Genomic DNA, 17,605 nt, shown 5'->3' on the forward strand with positions numbered 1-17,605 from the left:
CTTAGTCGGGTCGGCGAGCGAAATAAACACGCCAAGCGGATTATTGTGCCGGCGTTTCGAAACGGGACACGCCGGAGTCTGCCCTTTCGCTCCCGTCAACGCGGGCATCCTCGGCGGCATTCACGCCCTGCCCGACGGGCGACGCCGGATCGGCGTTGCTATCGACGAGCTTGAGAAGTGCCTCGAACGTCGAAGCCCTAATGGATGCCGCGCGAACCATCGCCGCATCAGGATCGAGGCGCTCGAGGGCCCTCTCGCTCCGTGCCGCTTCCGCCTGGGGTTGGAAATAGGGTTCGGCGAGATACGTGCCGCCAACGCCTTGCTGCCAATAGATGAAGGCGGTGTCGAACGCTATGCAACGGTCTGCCGCTGAGGGGGCATCCGATTTGTCCGCTTTGGCGAAGCAGCCTCTGCTGAGGGCGGTAGCTTCCTCCACCGGTAATCTCGAAGCGAGCCGGGCAATGGGTGCAAGCGAAGCAGAGGTCGGAATATTCTCATGTAGCCCGGGCCGCGGCCCCGCCGCTTTGCGCCCATCAGCCTTCAGTGACGTCTGACCATTCGTGAGCAGTGCAAGAGCGAGCGCTGCAATTGCGAGCACGAGCACAGATAAAGCGACCGCGGGTGCAGGATTGCGATCTGTGCGCCGGCGCTTGCGGGTCCTGGCCGCTTGAGCCCAGTGCGTCCCTTGGCCCGAACCGACAAGCAGCTCTTCGTCATAAGCGGCGCGAAGGCGGTCGTCCTTAAGTATCTTATAAGCGGTGACGACGCGTTCGACCTCAATGGGCCGGCTATCGGTTCCGGCCGGCGCGCTGTCGGGGTGGCTATGTTTCAAGAGCCGCACATAAGCGGCGCGGATCTGCAAGGAATCGGCGGAAGGGCCAAGCCCAAGCACGTCATAATGGCTGGCGGTCCGCGGGGAACCGGCCCTTTGCCAACTCACGGCCTTGGGTCTGAACATCTTCGAACTATCCCCAACATTCACGCGCGCCTGGTAACATTTCATTAACGCCGTTCGATCAACAGGAGTATAGACCAATCAGGCGGGGGACTTGGAGCTGAAACTCGAGACTGGCTTCGTCGGCAGCGCGTCCGATATGAGGTTCGGCGATTTGATCGTCGAAGCGCCGGTCGCGGTCGATCCACCCATCGCGCCCCTTCTGCTCGCTCTGGTTTGCGCCAGTCCGCCTGCCCTCGTCGCGCTACTCCTGTGCTTCAGCTTTTGAGCCTCAAGCGCGCAAGCCGTTCAACAAACACCCTTACCTAGACGTCTTGACCGTGTATCCCTGACAGGTCGCAGCCTTAGTTCCGGGGTTATTCCATCGATTTAGCTCAGTCCTCGGCGGGTTTCCTTGTGGGTCTCCTCGTGGGCTTCACTGGCGTTGGTGGGGGCTCGCTGATGGCCCCCGTCATGATCCTCCTGCTTGGGGTTAGCCCCGCCACCGCGGTTGGGACCGATCTCTGGTTCGCGAGCATCACCAAGAGCGTTGGTGGAGCGATCCACCGCCACAAACGCGCCGTCGACCTCAAGGTCGTTGCCCTGCTCTGTCTCGGAAGCATTCCGGGCGCCTTACTGGCCTTGGGACTGATCGCCGCCTCGCCGCAGATGAAGGGGAGCCACGGCTGGATCAGCCCGCTGCTTGGAGTCGTGCTGCTGCTGACCGCTGCCGCCACGATCTTCCGGTCACGGCTTCACCATCTGGGGGAGCGTCTTCGCTTGCACGAACCAATTCCGTTCAAGGCCCTGCAAAAACCGCTGACGGTCATCGTCGGCTTTTTCATCGGCATCCTGGTCACCCTCACCTCGGTCGGTGGCGGGGCCCTTTGCGCGACCGCGCTCATTTTCCTTTACCCGCTTCGCCTGAATTTTCGGCGCCTTGTGGGAACAGATATCGTTCACGCGGTTCCGCTCACGCTCGCGGCCGGGCTTGGGCACCTGTGGCTCGGCAATGTCGAGTGGCGGTTGCTGGTTGCGCTCCTCATCGGCTCGCTGCCGGGAATCATCATCGGGTCGCTGCTCGTTCATAAGGTGCGGGAGGTTCTCATTCAGCGCGCGCTTGCGATCATCCTCGTCGTTGTGGCGTTGCGGCTGATCGCCGGCTGACGATGAGCCTTTTTCGAAGCGTTGCACTGGTCTTTCTGCTCGTCGCGGTGACGCTCGTTGCTGTGGGCTATCGGCAAGCCGTTCGCGATCCGATCGTGCGAACGGCACAGGTCCGGGTCCAGGGCCTGACGAAACCGCTCCGGATTCTCTTCATCTCCGACGTTCATGTTCAGGAACCGGACATGCCGCCGACGCGCCTGTCGCGAATATTAGGCAAGCTGGATGTGCTCAATCCCGACCTCGTCCTGCTTGGCGGCGATTACCTTGGCAACAAGCCGCTGGGACCGAGCGTGAGCGTGGATGCGGCTGTGGCACCGTTTCGGCGCCTCCACCCGCGCCTTGGAACCTTCGCGGTCCTCGGCAATCATGATGGACCAATCGAAACGACCATGAAGCGCGCCCTTGCGAGCGTTGATATAACCGTCCTCGACGACCGTGCCGTACGGGTTGGGCCGGTGGCTGTTGCGGGAATCTCCTTTCATCCGAAACGCACGATGAAACGGCTCGGGAAGCTTCCCGGCCCGCATATCGCTCTTTCTCATCATCCCGACTTCATCGAGAAGGCGCCGGCGGGAATAGACCTGTTCCTCGCCGGCCACACGCATTGCGGGCAGATCGCGATTCCGCTGATTGGGCCGCTGCTGACCGGAACCGCCCTCGACAAGCGCTACGCCTGCGGCAAGTCGGACTTCTCGGGAATCCCGCTGATCGTCTCTGCCGGGCTTGGAACGAGTCACCTTCCGATCCGGCTCGGCGTCCCCCCCGATGTGTGGCTGATCACATTGTCTCCTGTGCAGAGCCAAAAGCGAGCAATCAGGGGCCGTGTTCAGTTGCCACGGGCAAAGAATCGCTGAAGCGCGAGCGGCGGCAACTTCGTCTTAGGGACAGGCCGCGAAGCGGCCACAGGAGCACCGCCGGCGGGGCGCATCGTCACAGGACCTTGCAGCCGGTCCCCAGCTCGGCGCTCCCCAAGCCCTTTTGCATTTTCAGGAGCTCGGACCCGCGAGGCGCACGGATTGTGCAACGGTCGATCCGGATGCTCGCATTGCCTTTCTGAACCGCGACGATCTTGAGCGGTTTCGATGCGTTGACGATGAGGTTGCGGATCCTGATGCTCGGCCCGGTTTGGCCCGGCGAACCTCCCACCCAAATCCCGGCGCAAGCGCTGCTTCCGCCCCGGCGGGTGACGTCGCCGATCCTGATCGTCCCGATGTCGGCGTCGGACCAGAAGCGGAAGTTGCGGCAGTTGCCCGAAGCGCTTACCCCGTCCATCGAAACCGGCGATTTGATGTCGAAGCCCGCATCGCTGTTATTGTTGGCGCTGACGTTCCGGAATGAAATGTCACTGACCCCACGCTCAACCGCGACGCCATCACCGTTCCAGTAGACGGCCGCATCCAGGCTCATCTGGAAATCTTCAAAGCTGCTGTCCTCAATCCGGATATGATCGCCGGATTTGATGTGAAGGCCCTCGGGCAGTTCGTGCATCGTGCGTTGCGGCGGTGGCAGCATCCAACAATGGACGTTGCGGATGATAATGCGGGTCCCGTTGATCCGTATGCAATCGCGGATGACGTGGGCCTGAAGCCCGTCGATGGTGACGTCTGAAACTGGGAGCTTGCCGGGCGGCCCGACCGCGCGATAGGCGCCATCGATAGTGCCCGGTCTCAAGGTCGCGCCGCTGCTCTTGCCTGTGAGCAGGATTGCCGGCCTTCGCGCCGCATTCAGAGCGCGGGCATTCGAGGAGCTTGGGCCAAACCCCGCCGCTGCCGCTGCGGCTGCTGCGATCAATGCTACGCCGATCACGCCTTGAAGGCGCGTTGGCTTCGCTGGAAACGCGGAGGGGAAAGCTGAAAAGCGCAAATTCGAGTCCGCCCAGTATCAGTAAGCGTTCATACTCGTCAAAACCTTGAACGTGCGGGCAATGATCCTGAAGTCCCGCCAGATCGTCCATCCGGCAAGATACTCAAGATCGCTTTGCAGCCGGTTGGTAAGGTCGGCCTCGCGGACTGTCGCGCCGCGATAGCCGCGAACCTGGGCCAAGCCCGTCATTCCCGGCTTCATCGCATGACGGTGGAAATAGCGAGGCTCGATGTGCCAGAACAGGCGGGCCTCGGCCATCGAGCCGAGAGCGTGGGGACGGGGGCCGACAATGCTCATGTCACCAGCTAGCACATTGAAGAGCTGTGGAAGCTCGTCGAGGCTCGTCTTGCGGAGGAACTTGCCCAATTCGGTAAGCCGCTCGTCGTCCCGGCTGGTCGAGCGCAAACCCATTAGATCCGAATCGCCGGCACGCATGCTCCGAAACTTGAGCAGTTTGAAGATGTGGTTGTTAAGGCCCATCCGATCCTGCTTGAACATGACCGGGCCACGCGAACTGAGCTTTATTAGAGCCGCCATGACCAGCATGAGGGGCCCGAACAGGATGATCGCGGAAACGGCAATGGCAAGGTCCAGCGCGCGCTTCATCGCACGATCGCGAAGGCCGAGCGGCCTGCTGCTGACGACCAAAGTTTTGCGGTCATGATCGGTGCGGATGCCGACCGCACCCAAGGTGAGGAGCTCCGGGCTGACGATCTCGACGTCGATGGCGCATCCCTTGAGCATGTGCGCCCAGGCGACGCGGCGCTCCTGCGGGCAAGCGACCACCACCCGTTCGCAATGACGGATAATCTTCGATAATTTGTCGAGTATCGACGGATCGTCGGCCGCGGGATTGAGAGCTATTTCGTCGGCGAAGACGATGACCTCGCCGTGACGCGGCACGACGGTGATACCATCGACGAGCACGAGCGTATTTTCGAAGCTCCAATTGTGCGACCGGCCCGCCCAATTGCCGACGCACCAGCGCGATAAGGCCAGCAAGGCCGCACCAAAGACCGTGCCGATGCCAAAGATGAGGCGTGAGAAGTCGGTGCTGACCTTCAAATAAAAGAGCAAGGCGATGACCGCCGCCACGCTGAACATCAATGCTTCGAACGCCTTCGCGATGCCGCGGCCCGGGCGCTCCAGGGAAACGATCGAATAGGCTCCATTATTGAAGGCGACCCCGATGAAGGTCGGAATCATGACCCCGATCAGGCGCAGGCTTTGGACCTGGAAAACGTGTCCGGTGCGCAAGGTTCCGGCGATCAGATAGCCGAGGAGCAGGGCGGCAAGATCAAGCCCAATCAAGGTAAGGTAGAGATGAAACCGCGCGCGCTCCTTCGAACTCGCGAAGACTTCCTCTGCGGGTGCAACCGTCGAAGACTTATCCCGGTCGAGAGCAAACGGCCCCAATTCCACCTGTTTTCCTCCAGCAAGGCTGACGCAACTCTTCAGAGACGCAGCCGGCGAAAACGAAGCGGGCGTTGGACGCTGTTCAAGGCCTCAAGTCAAGCACTTGGTATTTAAAGCGAATCCCATTCTGGAACAGCATTTGAAACGCGACGTGCACCTTGAAAAAGCGGACGCGACCTTGGCGTTAACCAGGTTTCAAGAGGCTTTGGTGGGAGTTAACCATCAGGTTCCTTGCAGAAAGCCGATTCTGCGGGGAAAATCATGTCAATCATCTACGTCAGCCCGACCGGGCTTGGCTCCGCGACGGGGACGAGCGCTTCGAACGCTTTACCGATCGCCAAACTCAACCAGGCGATCCAATTGGCCGGCGCCGGCGGCACCGTCGTGCTTCTTTCAGACCAAGGCGCTTATGATCTGAGCGGCACCCTCACGATCACTCATGGCGGAACCGCGGACGCCCCGGTGACCGTGACGGGTCAAGATAGTTTTGGAAACGTGCACGATATCGTGATCAGCGGGACAAGACCGGCCGACTATTCCTCCGCGAACCCGGCCGGCAACGAGATCTTCAAGCTCGCGTCGGGCGCGGATAACCTCGTCTTCGAGCATATGGCGTTCGAGAATGTCGGAACCGCATTTCGCGCGGCGGCCGACATTTCCAATATCGTCATTCGCGACATGTCGGCGACCAACGTCCAGCGCTTCTTCGCGGACGTCGCCGGCGGAACCGCGACAACCGCGACCGTCACCGGGCTCACGGTCGAAGACGTGGAGGTTCATGGCTTCTCCAAAAGCGTGATCGAGCTTCGATATAATTCGAGCAATGTCGTCATCCGCAACGTGTTTGGCGACAGTGAGCACCAGGATGGTGACGGTTACGCCATGGGCATCCATCTCGACGGGACCGTCCATGGCGTCCTCGTCACCGGCTGCACGATGGAAAATGCGGTCTCGAGCACCACTGCTTACTGGAATGGCGACGGCTTCGCGACCGAGGGCGGCGTCTACGATGTGACGTTCGAGAATTGCATCGCTCGCGGCAACGCCGACGCCGGCTTCGACCTCAAGTCGCGCGACACCGTCCTGATCGACACCGTCTCCGATCAGAATGCACACAACTACCGGCTGTGGGGGGACAATGTCACCCTGATCAACCCGGTCGGGACGGACCCAGAGAAATATGGCGGCACCGGCGGGCAATACCAAATTCAGGTTCTCAACGGCGCGACGGTCAAGGTTGAAGGAGGGGTGTTCGCGGACTCCGGCTCCGCAAGCACGATCGTGGTTATGGATGGCGGGCAATCGATCGCCTTCGCCGGTACGACCTTTGTTCATGCCGACGGGGCGGGGATCAGCGTCGGCAGCGGCATTTCCGGCCTGTACGCGCTTTCCGTTGTCGGCGTCGCTGCGACCGGCAGCTATTCCACAAATGGCGAGAGCCTGATCGCTTACCTCGCCAGCGTTTCCAATCATGCTCCCGACGCAATCGCCATGAGCGGCGGGACTATTCAGGAAGATGCGCCGGCTGGAACCTTGGTGGGGACCGTCACAGGGCATGATCCCGACGGCGACCCGCTGGTTTATGCCTTGGTCGACGATGCCGGCGGCAGGTTCACGATCGACCCCCACAGCGGCGCGATCCTCATTGCCCAAGGCGCATCGTTCGACGTCGATCAGCCGACGTCGCTCTTCCTCATCGTATCCGGGAAGGATTCCGGGGGCCTCTCCTATAGCCAGGCCATCCCGATCGAAATCACGCCGGCCGCGGCGATCCTGGCGCCCCAAGCCCTCAACGGGACCACGGCTGACGATGTCCTCGCCGCGAGCTGCGACGCCCAATATACCGTCAACGGGCTTGCCGGGAACGACCAGATCACCACTGGGGCCCGCGCGGATACGATCTGCGGGGGTGGCGGCAACGACGTCATTTGCGCCGGCGCCGGCGACGACTGCATCGCTTACAGCGGCACAGGGTCCGGCTTCGACACGGTCGACGGCGGTACTGGAACCGACACCATCCGCGCGATGAGCAACGGCACCGTAATCGGCCTCCATGCCGTTTCCGGCATCGAAGAGATCAGCGCCAACGGCTTCACGAATGTTTCCATGCAAGGATCGGCCAACGCCGACAGCCTCGACTTTTCCCAAGTCAGCCTCGACCAAATCGGCAAGATTGCCGCCGGAGCGGGCGACGATTTCGTCTGCGGCAGCGCGGGCAATGACGTTATTTCGGGCGGCTTGGGCGCCGACCGGCTCGCGGGTGGCGCGGGAGCGGACACTTACCTTTATGGGGCGGCCGGCGAATCAACCGTGAAGGCGCACGACATGATCACCGACTTCACAGCCGGAATTGACCGGATCGACCTGAGCGCGATCGACGCGAGCTCGAAGCAAAAGGGCAATCAGGCGTTCACCTTCATCGGGACTAACGCTTTTTCGGGCCATGCCGGGGACGTCCGGGTGGATCATTCGGACCCGGGAGTCACGCACCTTTACGCCGATATCAACGGAGACAAGGTTGCCGATATCCAGATCGATCTTGTCGGCACCGTCCCGCTTTCATCGTCCGACCTCATCCTTTGAAACGAAACCTAGGATCTTAGCCGGACTGATCACAAAAGGCCGAGCAGAACTGCGATCAGGATCAGGATCGACCAGGTTAGCCCCGCCAGCCCGAACTGGATCGCCAGCTTGGTTCCTCGCCCAAGTTTTCCGAGAAGCGGGCGGGGCGCGCCCGATGCCTTCACCAAGCGAAGATGCCTGTTCGAGGACGGCGATCGGACGGGTGTTTCGAGCGAACGCGGGTCCGAAGGCGCCAGCCGCGATCTTGGGTTTGCCATGAGTTCCCAACTAATCCCTAGTGCAAAGCTAGACAATCGGTTACGCGCTGGGTTCGGGGGATTTTGAGACGAACCGTTGCGAGGGCGCGGGAGTGGCAATGCCCGGCCCGAAGCATTCGAGTGCCCTGATCGGTGAATTCGGCAGGAGGTTGCGCGTCCGCGGTTTAGCGATCCGGCTAGCAGCCGAGCAGCCCGCGGTGATCAGTAAGGCGATCGATCAGGTGCGAAGCATGTGCTCGACGACATAATCCGAGCCCTCGGTGGTGAGATGCCCATAATCGTGCTGCATCGCCGCGCCGCCAGGCGTGATTGCCGTGCACCCGCCGTCATCGGAACAGAGCGCCCGATAAGGGGAGAGATAGCGAACGCCATGCCGAGCGGCGACCGCCGCGATCATCCCGTCGGTCGCGCGGACGCCGTGGATGAGGTGCTTGCGCGGCAGGTCCGGCGCGTTGCGCCGAAACGCAAGGGCAAGGAGCTGGGGCAGCGGACCATTATATTCCGGAACGGGGCCGACCACGACAGTTTCGATGTGCCGGTTTTGCAGCCATGACAGCATTCGGTCGAGGTCCTTCGCTTGACCCTTCCTCCACCTGGCCGAGAGGATGACTTTGTCCTGCCGGCCCGAGGACAGCCGCTGCAGCAGATAGCGGGTCATCTCGCGGCAAAGCGGGTCATCGCTTGAAAGGCTGCTTAGCAGCGGAGGACAGCCGTTGACCGTCGCTTCCATGACGTTGGCGCCGGAAAAGCGAGCCAATCCGTGCCAAAAATGGTTTGCATGGCTGTCGCCGATCAAAAGGATGTCATTCCGCTTCGGATCCCGCTTCAGGCACACGTCAGGCCTGAAATCCGAGAACCTGGACCGCAGCAGGCCAAGGCAGCCTTGAGCGCGGGGAGGCGCGCGATCGAGCGCGTAGCTCGCGAGCCGCTGCTCCTCGACGCTTAGGCGGCCGGGGTAGCCGTTGCCAACAATGATGGCGCCGCCAGCGCCGGCGAGGAGCGCAGCGGCACCGGCGGCTGAAAGGAAGACTCGCCTTTTCCCGGCTTTGGTTCGCCGGAACGGCTGTTCGACGAAGCGCCAGGAGAGGGAGGCAACGATCAGGGTCGCGGCGCCGACAAGCGCTTTGTCCGTCACGCTTAGGAATTGCGTGGGCTTGGCTTGCTCGAAGAAGGCGATGATCGGCCAATGCCACAGGTACAAGGAGTAAGAGATCAACCCGATGAAGCGCACCGGAGGTAGGCGCAACAATCGCGAAGGGAACGTTTCGCCATGCTCGCCCGCCGCGATCAGCAGCGCTGCGCCGAGGCACGGCGGAACTGCAAGCAAGCCCGGGAAGGGCATGCGTTTGTTGATGATGAAGAACGACGCGACGATGATGGCGAGGCCGAAAAAAGCGCTGGCGTCGCGCACGGGCCGGCGGTCGAGAAGTGGCAGACGAGCCCGAACCAGCAATGTTCCGATGAGGAATTCCCAGATCCTCGTATGTGGCCAATAGAAAGCTAGGGTCGGGTTCCTGAATGCCTCGACGGAGGCGAGCAGGAGCGAAGCCGCAAGAAGCAACCATAAGGCGAGGGTCATCCGCTGCCGCAGGGACAGGAAAAGGACAAGGATCAGCGGCGGGAACAGGAGGTAGAATTGCTCTTCGACAGCGAGCGACCAGGTGTGCAGCAAGGGCGCGGCCTGGTCGGCGGAGAAATAGTCCTGGGAGCTCCAGAAATAGATGTTGGAGACGGAGAGGGCAGAGGCGACGAGAGCCCGGCCATATTCCCGAAAGTCGCTCGGGTAGCTGATCGCAGCAGCGGCGATGGTTGTCCCGGCAAGCATGACGAACAAGGCGGGGAAAATTCGGCGAATTCGCCTGAGGTAAAAGTCAATAATCGAGAATCTCCGGTTCTCGACATCGGCGATGATCCGGGCACTGATGAGATAGCCAGAGATCACGAAAAAAATGTCGACCCCGACAAAGCCACCCGAAAGCCTCTGGATGCCCATGTGGAAGGCCATGACCGGCAAGACTGCGAGCGCACGCAGCCCATCGATGTCAATTCGATAGGTAAAGCTGCTCGGGTGCGCGCGATCGGGAATTCCACGCGTCGTACCTGCACCTAAGGCCCGCATTCCCGCCTGGAGCAGAGTCGTCGTCATAAGCTCCTATCTTCGGTTTCGAAGCTCGGGGCTAGGCGCGCTGAGCAATTCCAATGCTTTGGCGACATTATACTTACCGTACCCCCTCGGGCAGGGTAGATGGACGTCCTTGCTCAGATCGCGGCGGGGACTTTCCGCCCAGTTATAAAGCGAAGATCGTCGCAATGCTGTTCGGCTATTTCGATGAGGGCGGCACTGACGGCACGGATTTACGGTCATGACCGGATTCATAGGCCCGCTGTCGGAGTGGTCGAATTTGGTGAGGCAATGGAATGAGCAGCTCACCAAAGATATGGCGTTGCGGCACTGAACGCGGGGTTCATGGGCAATTACTCATCTTCTTGGCTTCGCTCCAGCGCTACAGCGCTAGGCCCTGGAATTGGTCCGCACTAGCTTATCCAGCGCGTCGTCCGCCGCCTTTGGGTCGAAGTCTCCATCGGCCTTTCGCCTTCGGACTTCTTCCTCGAAGCGCTTGCTGCGCTCCTCCTCCGTGATCGGGTTCTTTGCCTTGGGCATCAGGCCCTCGCAGCAGCTGTTTGATAGATCTGGCGCTTGCCGATGATACCACGAAGCATGGCATCGGCGCGATCCGCGTCATTGCTGCCGGTCGCTTCGCGCTGCGAATAGCGAAACTCAAACTCGGCCAGATGCGGTGCAAATGCTTCTCGCAGCAATGCTGATAGACGCCACGCATTCCGCGCTTCGACCGATGTAAGTCTCATCGACCTCAACCGCGCCGCCGTCCTCACCGAACGGGGCAAGGTCGCCCTTGCGCATCGCTTCGCGGATACGGTGCGACAGGAACCACGCGGTTTTGACGGTCAGGCCTAAGGTGCGGGCAAGCTGGTTGGAGCTGATGCCCTTCTTCGATCCGGCGCTCAGATACATGGCCTGTAGCCAGACGTGCAGCGGCACTTTGGAACTCTCAAAGACGGTGCCCATTCTTACGGTGAATGGACTCCTGCATTGGTAACACTTGTGCAGGCCTTTCCGGGTCGATTTGCCACCCATCTTGCTGATGCGGTCGGCACCGCCACAGTGAGGGCAAGTCGGCCCGTTAGGCCAAACTCGCGCTTCAACATACGCGAAGGCTGCGTCCTCGTTGTGGAAGTGCGGCTGAATGTGCGCTTGCCATTTCATATCACCAACTAAGAGCCAAGATCGCGAGTGCCACAATCACCACAAAACCAACGAGATAAGCGGCTACAGAGCGATCCATGTAATGGGTCTAGTTGGGTGGTCTGGGTATGTCAAGTATAACGTCTTGCGCGTTCGATCGTGCCCCACCAGCGCCTGCCAATCAGTCGTCCCGATCAAACCTCAGCCCGGTGGCGAAGCGCCGCTGGCCGACATTCAAACACAGTCCCTCGCGGTCGATGGGCGGTCGACCGCCGGCTGAGGAAGGACGCCGCGGGCCTCTTGCTTGTCCGCGCACCGTCAGCAATCTCATTCATTTGGTCGCTTGCGGGCCTCAGATTATTCATCAAGGCCTGTGCGCGGCGGCTGCAATCATCACCGCCGACTACTTGATTGACGATCGCGGAGCAAAGGATAACAACCTCATCATGTGTTGAGTGGACGTTGTGCGCTTGTGAAGCTCGAGGTCGTCGACGGGCGGTCCGCTGGGCGTACGAGACCAGACCAGAAGCGAGCACGTTCAGATTGATGCTCAAACTTTGCATCTCATCCTTTGCTGGAGTCAAAGCATGGATAGAAGGCAGCGCCAGTCGATTGTGATCGCCGATCACAATCGTCCTCGTGTTCGCGTCAGTGCTATTCGGTTTTGCCCATTCCTTCGGTGAATAGAGACAATGGCCGGCGCACTTCAGCCCTTGAAGCAGCTGCATTGCGAGGAAAAAGGGATCGCTGCGCCGCATGACGACGACGCTGACACAGCTTAGCCGTCGCCGCACCGGGCGTTTACCGGCGGATGCGCGGCCAATTGCCGAATGCATGCCGGTGGGCTCTTCGGGGGGACGGCGAGGTCAAGCCTGAATATGGCCTTCTCCCCGAAGCTTCTTAGCCCGGCCGGCCGGAACCAAGCGCTCGCTGCTCTGAATCGGGCGGCAGTAAGCAGCCAGGCGTGGAAGTCCTATCGGAGCGCGATGAGCGAGGCCGTGCTCGAAACCATCCTCGATGCGGCAATGATTAGTGCAGCCGATGAGCGGGCGACGTTGCTCAAAGCGATCCGCCGCGTGCATCATACCCTTTATGTCGCCAGTCGCCTTCGGCGGGATGCGGTTCGGCAGCGCGCCGACGTGCCTTCGGACCTGCTCGGCCAGGCCGAGCAATTGTTCGATCCCGCCACTGCGCCGGTTCGCTCGAAATCTGACCAGAAGGCAATTTCGACTGCTCGAGTCCACTGGCATCTTCTTTTGAAGCGGTTCGGTGTCGTCACCGCGCGCACCACGAACATCGCTCGCGAGCTGCGCGCCGCCGCGGGCCGTCCGTTCGATGTTTCCGAGGTGCCGGCAATCGTCGAAAAGAGGACGCGGGCCCGCTTGAGCGAACTCTTGGCATTCGTCGAGACGACGGCTGCTTCCTACCCGACGGCCGCCAATTCGCTTGAAGAGTTGGAGCAAGCTTTGCGTGCCGCGCTTGAAGTGGCGAGACCAGGTGTTGAATGACTTCTCGGGCTGTTGCGGAGTGCTCGGGAATTTCCAATTTGCCCAGCGGAGGCGGGGACGAGCGTCACCGGAAGGGTCGTCGCGCGCGGGCTCGCGGACGAGCTGGCCGATCATCATTATCTGATCGTCGACGGCGTCGACGGTCGCTCGCATTATGTCGACATCGGGAGGGGCGAGGCCATCGAGCCCTTGGCTGATGGAGCGATCGTCCGCCTGGCCCCGCGCTCGCCCGCCGGCGGCGAGACCGACCGCCGAATTGCCGACATCGCGGCTCGGAATGGCGGCCGCTACAGTGTCGATCTTCATCGGGCCGCCGACGGCAGCGCCTCGCCCGGTTTCATGCAAAGCCACGCCCGCCGCCTCGAAGCGATCCGGCGCAGGACCGGCGGGGTCGAGCGTGCGCCAGGCGGAACCTGGTCGATCTCGCCCGACTTCCTCGAGCGGGCGCGCCATTATGAGGCATTGCGGACGCGCGATGCGCCGGTCGCGATCGAGCTGCTCTCGCCGCTTCCGCTGCAGCGGCTGGCGGATCATGACGGGGCGACATGGCTCGACCGTGAGCTCGTGTCGCCTGCGCAAGGCGCTCGCGATGCGGGTTTCGGGCGGGAGGTCGGCGCGGCGCTAATGCAGCGCCGCGCATGGCTCATCGGGCAGGGGCTCGCATCGCTGGACGGCCAGCGGCTGGTCTGCCGCCCCGACGCAATCGGAATGCTCGAACGCCGCGAGCTTCAACGGGTCGCCGCCGCAATCGCGCGCGACACTGGTCTCGACTTTCAGCCCGCGCACAGAGGTGCGCGTGTGGAAGGCATTGTCCGCCGGCGTGTCGACCTGGCGTCGGGCCGCTTCGCGATGATCGACGATGGCCGCGGGTTCGCGCTGGTACCGTGGAAGCCGGTGCTCGAGCGCGCGATCGGGCGGCAGGTCTCCGGCCGAATTGGCTCGGGCGGCGCGATCTCCTGGACAATCAGCCGGGGACGCGGGATCGAGATCTAGGGACGGCATTCGTCTGCTCGAGCGCGGAACTCAGATTGCGGAGCGCGGAGATCATGCTCGACTGGACCTCGTCGCGCGTATCGCCCCATGCCCAGGCATTGTGCTGGATTACATGACCCCCGGCGTTCAGTTCCTCTTCGCCGCCCAGGGGCGACGAACAGGTGCCGCCATAACTGATTGAAATAGGTAATCATGCATCGTCTCTGACCCGCAGCGGCCCGGGGCAAGCCTGAACTCCGCCGGTCCGGCGCGACTTGCGTCGTCATCCTGGGATTCGCCGAACGATCGCTCGGTGCGTCCGACAGGCGCTGTCGCCGACTCGCCCTTCCGGCCGATGAGCTTGTCCATCGCCGGCACGGGGCCGGCGGCGGGGGAGCCCGGACATGACGCCGACGAAGCTGCTGATCGGACAGATCCTGATCACGTTCGCGATCGTGGTGCTTGGGCTGTGGGCGGCGACGCAATGGGCGGCCTCGATGCTCGCTTATCAGCCCGAGCTTGGGCGGCCCTGGTTCGAGCTTCGCGGTCTGCCTTTCTACCGTCCGTGGGCGCTCTTCCCCTGGTGGTCAATTATCGATTGCGCGGCCGCTACTATGTCGTCGATCGGCTGTTCGCCGCCGCCGAGTTGCGGCTCGGCGAGGGGCGCCAGCAGGTGGTGCGGATCGTCCGCCAGAATGGAGGCCGCGGGCGAGGCGGGAGGGGCTCATGAACGAGCCTCTTCAAGCGCCTCCACCGCCGCAGTCCAAGGAAGATCCCGAAACGCTCGTGCTGCGCGGCAGTCCACGCCCGGCGGTCCGCTTCCGTCGCGGGCTGATCGTCGGGACGACGGGCGCCCTTGCGGCAGCGCTCGTCACGCTGTCGTGGCTGGCGCTGCAGCCACCGAACTTTCGCAAGGTCGCGACTATGGCCGAAACCGACGAGCCTGGGCGCAAGGGCGGGGCGGACGCGCTTGCCGACGTGCCGGGCAGCTATGGCGATGTCCCGCGGCTGGGCCCGCCGCTTCCTGGGGATCTCGGCCGCCCGATTCTCGAGCAGCAGCGCGGCGTCCCGGACCCTCTTGTCCCGGCACCGGCCGATACCGCAGGTGCGGCCGCGAGGGAGGCGGCGCTATCTTCGCCGCTGATCGTGCAGCTCGGTACCGGTGCGGCACCGGCGCTGGTGCCTGAACCTGCGCCGGGCGCGGCACCGAGAGAAGAAGCGACTTCGGCGTCCGCCGCAATCCCGGCATCAGCGCAGGCAAAGATCGAGTTCGCGCGGCCAGCCGGCGAGGGGGACGTCAACCCGCACCAAATCAGCGCGGCGCGGTCACCCTGGACCCTGAGCGCCGGAACGGTGATTCCGGCAAGCCTGATCACCGGGCTCAACTCGGACCTGCCGGGAACCGTGCTTGCGCAGGTCACCGAGAACGTGCGGGACAGCGCGACCGGGCGCGCGATCCTTATTCCTCAGGGCGCGCGGGTGATTGGCAGCTACGACTGCGCCGTCGGTCATGGGCAGCGCCGCGCCTTGCTGGTGTGGACGCGGATCGTGCTGCCCGATGGTTCATCCATTCGGCTCGACAACATGCAGGCGACGGAGGGCTCGGGTTATGCCGGTCTCCATGATCAGGTCGATACGCACACATGGCCGCTGCTCAAGGGCATCGCTTTGTCGACCATGCTCGGGGTCGGCACGCAGCTGAGCCTCGGCGGCGGCGGGAGCGACCTCGTGCGCGCGATCCGCGAATCGACCCAGCAGAATGCGGCGCATGCCGGCGACCAGATCACGAGTCGCAACCTCAACGTCCAGCCGACGATCAGGGTGCGCCCCGGCTGGCCCGTGCGAATCCTCTTGAACAAGGACCTCGTCCTTCAGCCGTGGAGGGGATGATGGCGGATCTGAAGCTTCGCAAATGGCCGGCCGGACACCGGTCAAGATCACCGTCACCGTTTCGCCCGAGCTCAATCAGGCGCTCGGTGACTATTCGCAGATCTACGGTCAGGCGTACGGCGAACCGGAGCCGGTGCAGGAGCTCATCCCGGCGATGCTGGCAAGCTTTCTGGAGAGCGACCGCGGGTTCATGCGGCTACGCAAGAAGGGGGGCTCATCGTGAGCGCGTCTAGATCGGAGACCGGCGCGGCTGAGCCGATCAGCGTCAAGGTCCCGGAGGCGGTCCGGATGACGGGTCTCAGCCGCTCCCGCATCTACGAGTTGATGAAGAGCGGCGACATCGAACATGCAAAGGTCGGAAGCTCGACCTTGATTTTGGTAGAGAGTGTTCGCCGCTTTGTTCTCAGCCGGCGAGTGCCCGTATCGGCTTCCTCAGCGAGTCATTGCACCGAATCGGCCGAGACACGCGAGACCGCCGGAATGGGCCGAGCTCGGTGAGACGAACGAAGCTGGTCGCCGATCACCAAAGCCAGTAGCGCTAATCAAGAAGCCCTTCGCGACGTGCTCGGTAAGTGCTGCGAGGGGCTTCTCGTCAGTTGGGAAGCGGTTCGGTCTTGATCCTCGTTGCGGCCGGACCGCTTCCTTCTTTCGGCACCGGTTCGGCGGATGTCGCGCGAACCCGCGCGACCCTACGAAAAGAGCACCGCCTGATCAGGAAACGGCGAGGCTCGCTTCGTCAGATTGACCAAGATGACCGGCGGTGGGCCTCACGATTGATCCCACTCTTCGATCTTCGCATCAAGTTGGGCCACCCTACGTTTCAAGGTGGCAATTACGGCGACCCTCTCCGCTTCGCTTACGTTCGCGATCTTGCGCGCCGCATAATCGTCGAGCGCACGAATGAGCACTTCCCGGTCATAGTTCAGGCGGTCTCTGCCCGCGCGCCTCGGCATTGCGTTCTCATAAAGAAGGCCCGCCCAAGGGATCAAGGGCGGGCCAGTGTACGCAGGGTATTCTATCGCACCATAAGCTACAACGATGCGATGAATGAACATTTGGAGACTGCTGCTGTTCCTGGCTTTGCCGGCTCCGCGCGTTCGCCGCGGCCGCGGCGCAAGCCGGCGCTCTAGCTATTGGCCGAACCGGTTGCGGCCTGCATTCTAATATTCACGGGCTCGGTTGAACTTTCCTCCGGCCTAAGTGTTGCGGCTGGGCGAAGGTTATGGGGCCTCTACCGAAGCCAGGAGATGCGCGATGCAGTTCAAGGACACTGTAGGCGTTTTGATCGCCGGATCATTGTTCGTCAGCTCAACCGGTGCGGTTGCCGCATCGAGCGCTGCCCCCGTTTTTGCCAATCCGTGGGCGACATTGTCGGCGATGACCGGCGGCGCTCCGGCTGCCGCTTTGTGCGGTGCCGCCGCGGTTGCCGCAGCTGCTCAGGCGCCCGCGAATTGCGTGCTTCCGGTGACCGACGCTGCGCCGCCGGTGGCGCAAAGCGCGCCGCCGGCCCCGATCCCGGTTCCGCCGGTCGAGGCCGCGGGTGGTGGCTTGGCGTTCGACCCGCTGCTGCTTGGGCTCGGCGCCCTTGCCGCGGGTGCGCTCATTTACTTCCTGGTCCGCAAGAACAACAACAATTCCAACAGCCCGGCCTGATCAGGAACGTCATCGGTTAGCCCAGGATAAGGAGGCGTCATGAAGAGCCTGTATTTGGTACGCGCTGCCGGCGCATTGGCGCTCATGACCTCGCTTT

General features: G+C 62.4%; 16 protein-coding genes and 2 pseudogenes. 11 read left to right on the forward strand and 7 right to left on the reverse strand.

From position 1 onward, the window contains the following. Positions 1–40: 40 nt before the first annotated feature. A complete protein-coding gene (locus N539_RS17760; protein ID WP_197018386.1) occupies positions 41–958 on the reverse strand; it encodes a J domain-containing protein in 918 nt (305 codons plus the stop codon). Positions 959–1,049: 91 nt separating this feature from the next. Between N539_RS17760 and N539_RS18485 the strand changes: the two genes are divergently transcribed. The 3 genes from N539_RS18485 to N539_RS16195 all read left to right on the forward strand — a co-directional run bounded on the left by N539_RS18485 (position 1,050) and on the right by N539_RS16195 (position 2,955). After that, on the forward strand, positions 1,050–1,223 hold the full coding sequence (locus N539_RS18485; RefSeq protein ID WP_156029841.1) for a hypothetical protein: 174 nt from the start codon (positions 1,050–1,052) through the stop codon (positions 1,221–1,223). A 95-nt stretch (positions 1,224–1,318) separates the two neighbouring features. Next, complete coding sequence (locus N539_RS0108345; RefSeq protein WP_028969895.1) at positions 1,319–2,101, forward strand: sulfite exporter TauE/SafE family protein; 783 nt, start codon at positions 1,319–1,321, stop codon at positions 2,099–2,101. Between the two features lie 2 nt (positions 2,102–2,103). Beyond that, positions 2,104–2,955, forward strand: a complete 852-nt coding sequence (locus tag N539_RS16195; protein ID WP_051531654.1) for a metallophosphoesterase — start codon at positions 2,104–2,106, stop codon at positions 2,953–2,955. Positions 2,956–3,031: 76 nt separating this feature from the next. Here the strand turns inward: N539_RS16195 and N539_RS0108355 are convergent, their stop codons facing one another. Further along, complete coding sequence (locus N539_RS0108355; RefSeq protein ID WP_156029842.1) at positions 3,032–3,892, reverse strand: hypothetical protein; 861 nt, start codon at positions 3,890–3,892, stop codon at positions 3,032–3,034. A gap of 90 nt (positions 3,893–3,982) precedes the next feature. Beyond that, on the reverse strand, positions 3,983–5,275 hold the full coding sequence (locus N539_RS16200; protein ID WP_197018387.1) for an exopolysaccharide biosynthesis polyprenyl glycosylphosphotransferase: 1,293 nt from the start codon (positions 5,273–5,275) through the stop codon (positions 3,983–3,985). Between the two features lie 366 nt (positions 5,276–5,641). On the opposite strand from N539_RS16200, the gene N539_RS17765 reads away from it, so the two are divergent. Then, positions 5,642–7,963: a M10 family metallopeptidase C-terminal domain-containing protein gene (locus tag N539_RS17765; RefSeq protein ID WP_051531656.1), complete on the forward strand. Its 2,322-nt coding sequence runs from the start codon at positions 5,642–5,644 to the stop codon at positions 7,961–7,963. A 29-nt stretch (positions 7,964–7,992) separates the two neighbouring features. Here N539_RS17765 and N539_RS18780 read toward each other — a convergent pair whose 3' ends face one another. From N539_RS18780 to N539_RS16215, 3 genes and pseudogenes are all read right to left on the reverse strand, one after another. Continuing rightward, a complete protein-coding gene (locus N539_RS18780) occupies positions 7,993–8,130 on the reverse strand; it encodes a hypothetical protein (protein ID WP_197018388.1) in 138 nt (45 codons plus the stop codon). 307 nt (positions 8,131–8,437) lie between these two features. Then, positions 8,438–10,366: an acyltransferase family protein gene (locus tag N539_RS16210; RefSeq protein WP_081774279.1), complete on the reverse strand. Its 1,929-nt coding sequence runs from the start codon at positions 10,364–10,366 to the stop codon at positions 8,438–8,440. A gap of 693 nt (positions 10,367–11,059) precedes the next feature. Continuing rightward, positions 11,060–11,506: pseudogene (locus N539_RS16215) on the reverse strand (IS1595 family transposase); the annotation flags it as partial. Positions 11,507–12,471: 965 nt separating this feature from the next. On the opposite strand from N539_RS16215, the gene N539_RS0108395 reads away from it, so the two are divergent. From N539_RS0108395 to N539_RS18170, 6 genes and pseudogenes are all read left to right on the forward strand, one after another. Further along, positions 12,472–12,993, forward strand: coding sequence for a hypothetical protein (locus N539_RS0108395; RefSeq protein ID WP_156029844.1), 522 nt, complete (start codon positions 12,472–12,474; stop codon positions 12,991–12,993). 12 nt (positions 12,994–13,005) lie between these two features. Next, positions 13,006–13,986, forward strand: coding sequence for a DUF3363 domain-containing protein (locus tag N539_RS16220; protein WP_051531659.1), 981 nt, complete (start codon positions 13,006–13,008; stop codon positions 13,984–13,986). 562 nt (positions 13,987–14,548) lie between these two features. Continuing rightward, positions 14,549–14,695 (forward strand): annotated as a pseudogene (locus N539_RS18490) (P-type conjugative transfer protein TrbG); the annotation flags it as partial. Next, positions 14,692–15,855: a TrbI/VirB10 family protein gene (locus N539_RS0108410; protein WP_028969899.1), complete on the forward strand. Its 1,164-nt coding sequence runs from the start codon at positions 14,692–14,694 to the stop codon at positions 15,853–15,855. The pseudogene N539_RS18490 and the gene N539_RS0108410, both read left to right, overlap by 4 nt. 22 nt (positions 15,856–15,877) lie before the next feature. Then, entirely contained in the window at positions 15,878–16,078 is a 201-nt protein-coding gene (locus N539_RS16225; protein ID WP_197018389.1) for a DUF2274 domain-containing protein, read from the forward strand. Then, a complete protein-coding gene (locus tag N539_RS18170) occupies positions 16,075–16,353 on the forward strand; it encodes a helix-turn-helix domain-containing protein (protein ID WP_269319425.1) in 279 nt (92 codons plus the stop codon). The genes N539_RS16225 and N539_RS18170 overlap by 4 nt, the downstream gene beginning before the upstream one ends. A gap of 269 nt (positions 16,354–16,622) precedes the next feature. Here the strand turns inward: N539_RS18170 and N539_RS18495 are convergent, their stop codons facing one another. Continuing rightward, positions 16,623–16,910, reverse strand: a complete 288-nt coding sequence (locus tag N539_RS18495) for a hypothetical protein (RefSeq protein ID WP_156029845.1) — start codon at positions 16,908–16,910, stop codon at positions 16,623–16,625. Between the two features lie 199 nt (positions 16,911–17,109). Between N539_RS18495 and N539_RS0108430 the strand changes: the two genes are divergently transcribed. Continuing rightward, complete coding sequence (locus tag N539_RS0108430; protein ID WP_028969901.1) at positions 17,110–17,508, forward strand: hypothetical protein; 399 nt, start codon at positions 17,110–17,112, stop codon at positions 17,506–17,508. The last annotated feature ends 97 nt before the right edge of the window (positions 17,509–17,605 follow it).

The organism is Sphingomonas sp. URHD0057 (assembly GCF_000620665.1).
Classification (GTDB): domain Bacteria; phylum Pseudomonadota; class Alphaproteobacteria; order Sphingomonadales; family Sphingomonadaceae; genus Sphingomicrobium.

What these genes read in the sequence shown, in the direction of transcription:
- N539_RS17760 (WP_197018386.1), bottom strand. Translation starts at nt 958, where the DNA reads ATGTTCAGACCCAAGGCCGTGAGTTGGCAAAGGGCCGGTTCCCCGCGG.
- N539_RS16195 (WP_051531654.1), top strand. Translation starts at nt 2,104, where the DNA reads ATGAGCCTTTTTCGAAGCGTTGCACTGGTCTTTCTGCTCGTCGCGGTG.
- N539_RS17765 (WP_051531656.1), top strand. Translation starts at nt 5,642, where the DNA reads ATGTCAATCATCTACGTCAGCCCGACCGGGCTTGGCTCCGCGACGGGG.
- N539_RS16210 (WP_081774279.1), bottom strand. Translation starts at nt 10,366, where the DNA reads ATGACGACGACTCTGCTCCAGGCGGGAATGCGGGCCTTAGGTGCAGGT.
- N539_RS0108395 (WP_156029844.1), top strand. Translation starts at nt 12,472, where the DNA reads ATGAGCGAGGCCGTGCTCGAAACCATCCTCGATGCGGCAATGATTAGT.
- N539_RS0108410 (WP_028969899.1), top strand. Translation starts at nt 14,692, where the DNA reads ATGAACGAGCCTCTTCAAGCGCCTCCACCGCCGCAGTCCAAGGAAGAT.
- N539_RS16225 (WP_197018389.1), top strand. Translation starts at nt 15,878, where the DNA reads ATGGCCGGCCGGACACCGGTCAAGATCACCGTCACCGTTTCGCCCGAG.
- N539_RS18495 (WP_156029845.1), bottom strand. Translation starts at nt 16,910, where the DNA reads ATGTTCATTCATCGCATCGTTGTAGCTTATGGTGCGATAGAATACCCT.
- N539_RS0108430 (WP_028969901.1), top strand. Translation starts at nt 17,110, where the DNA reads ATGCAGTTCAAGGACACTGTAGGCGTTTTGATCGCCGGATCATTGTTC.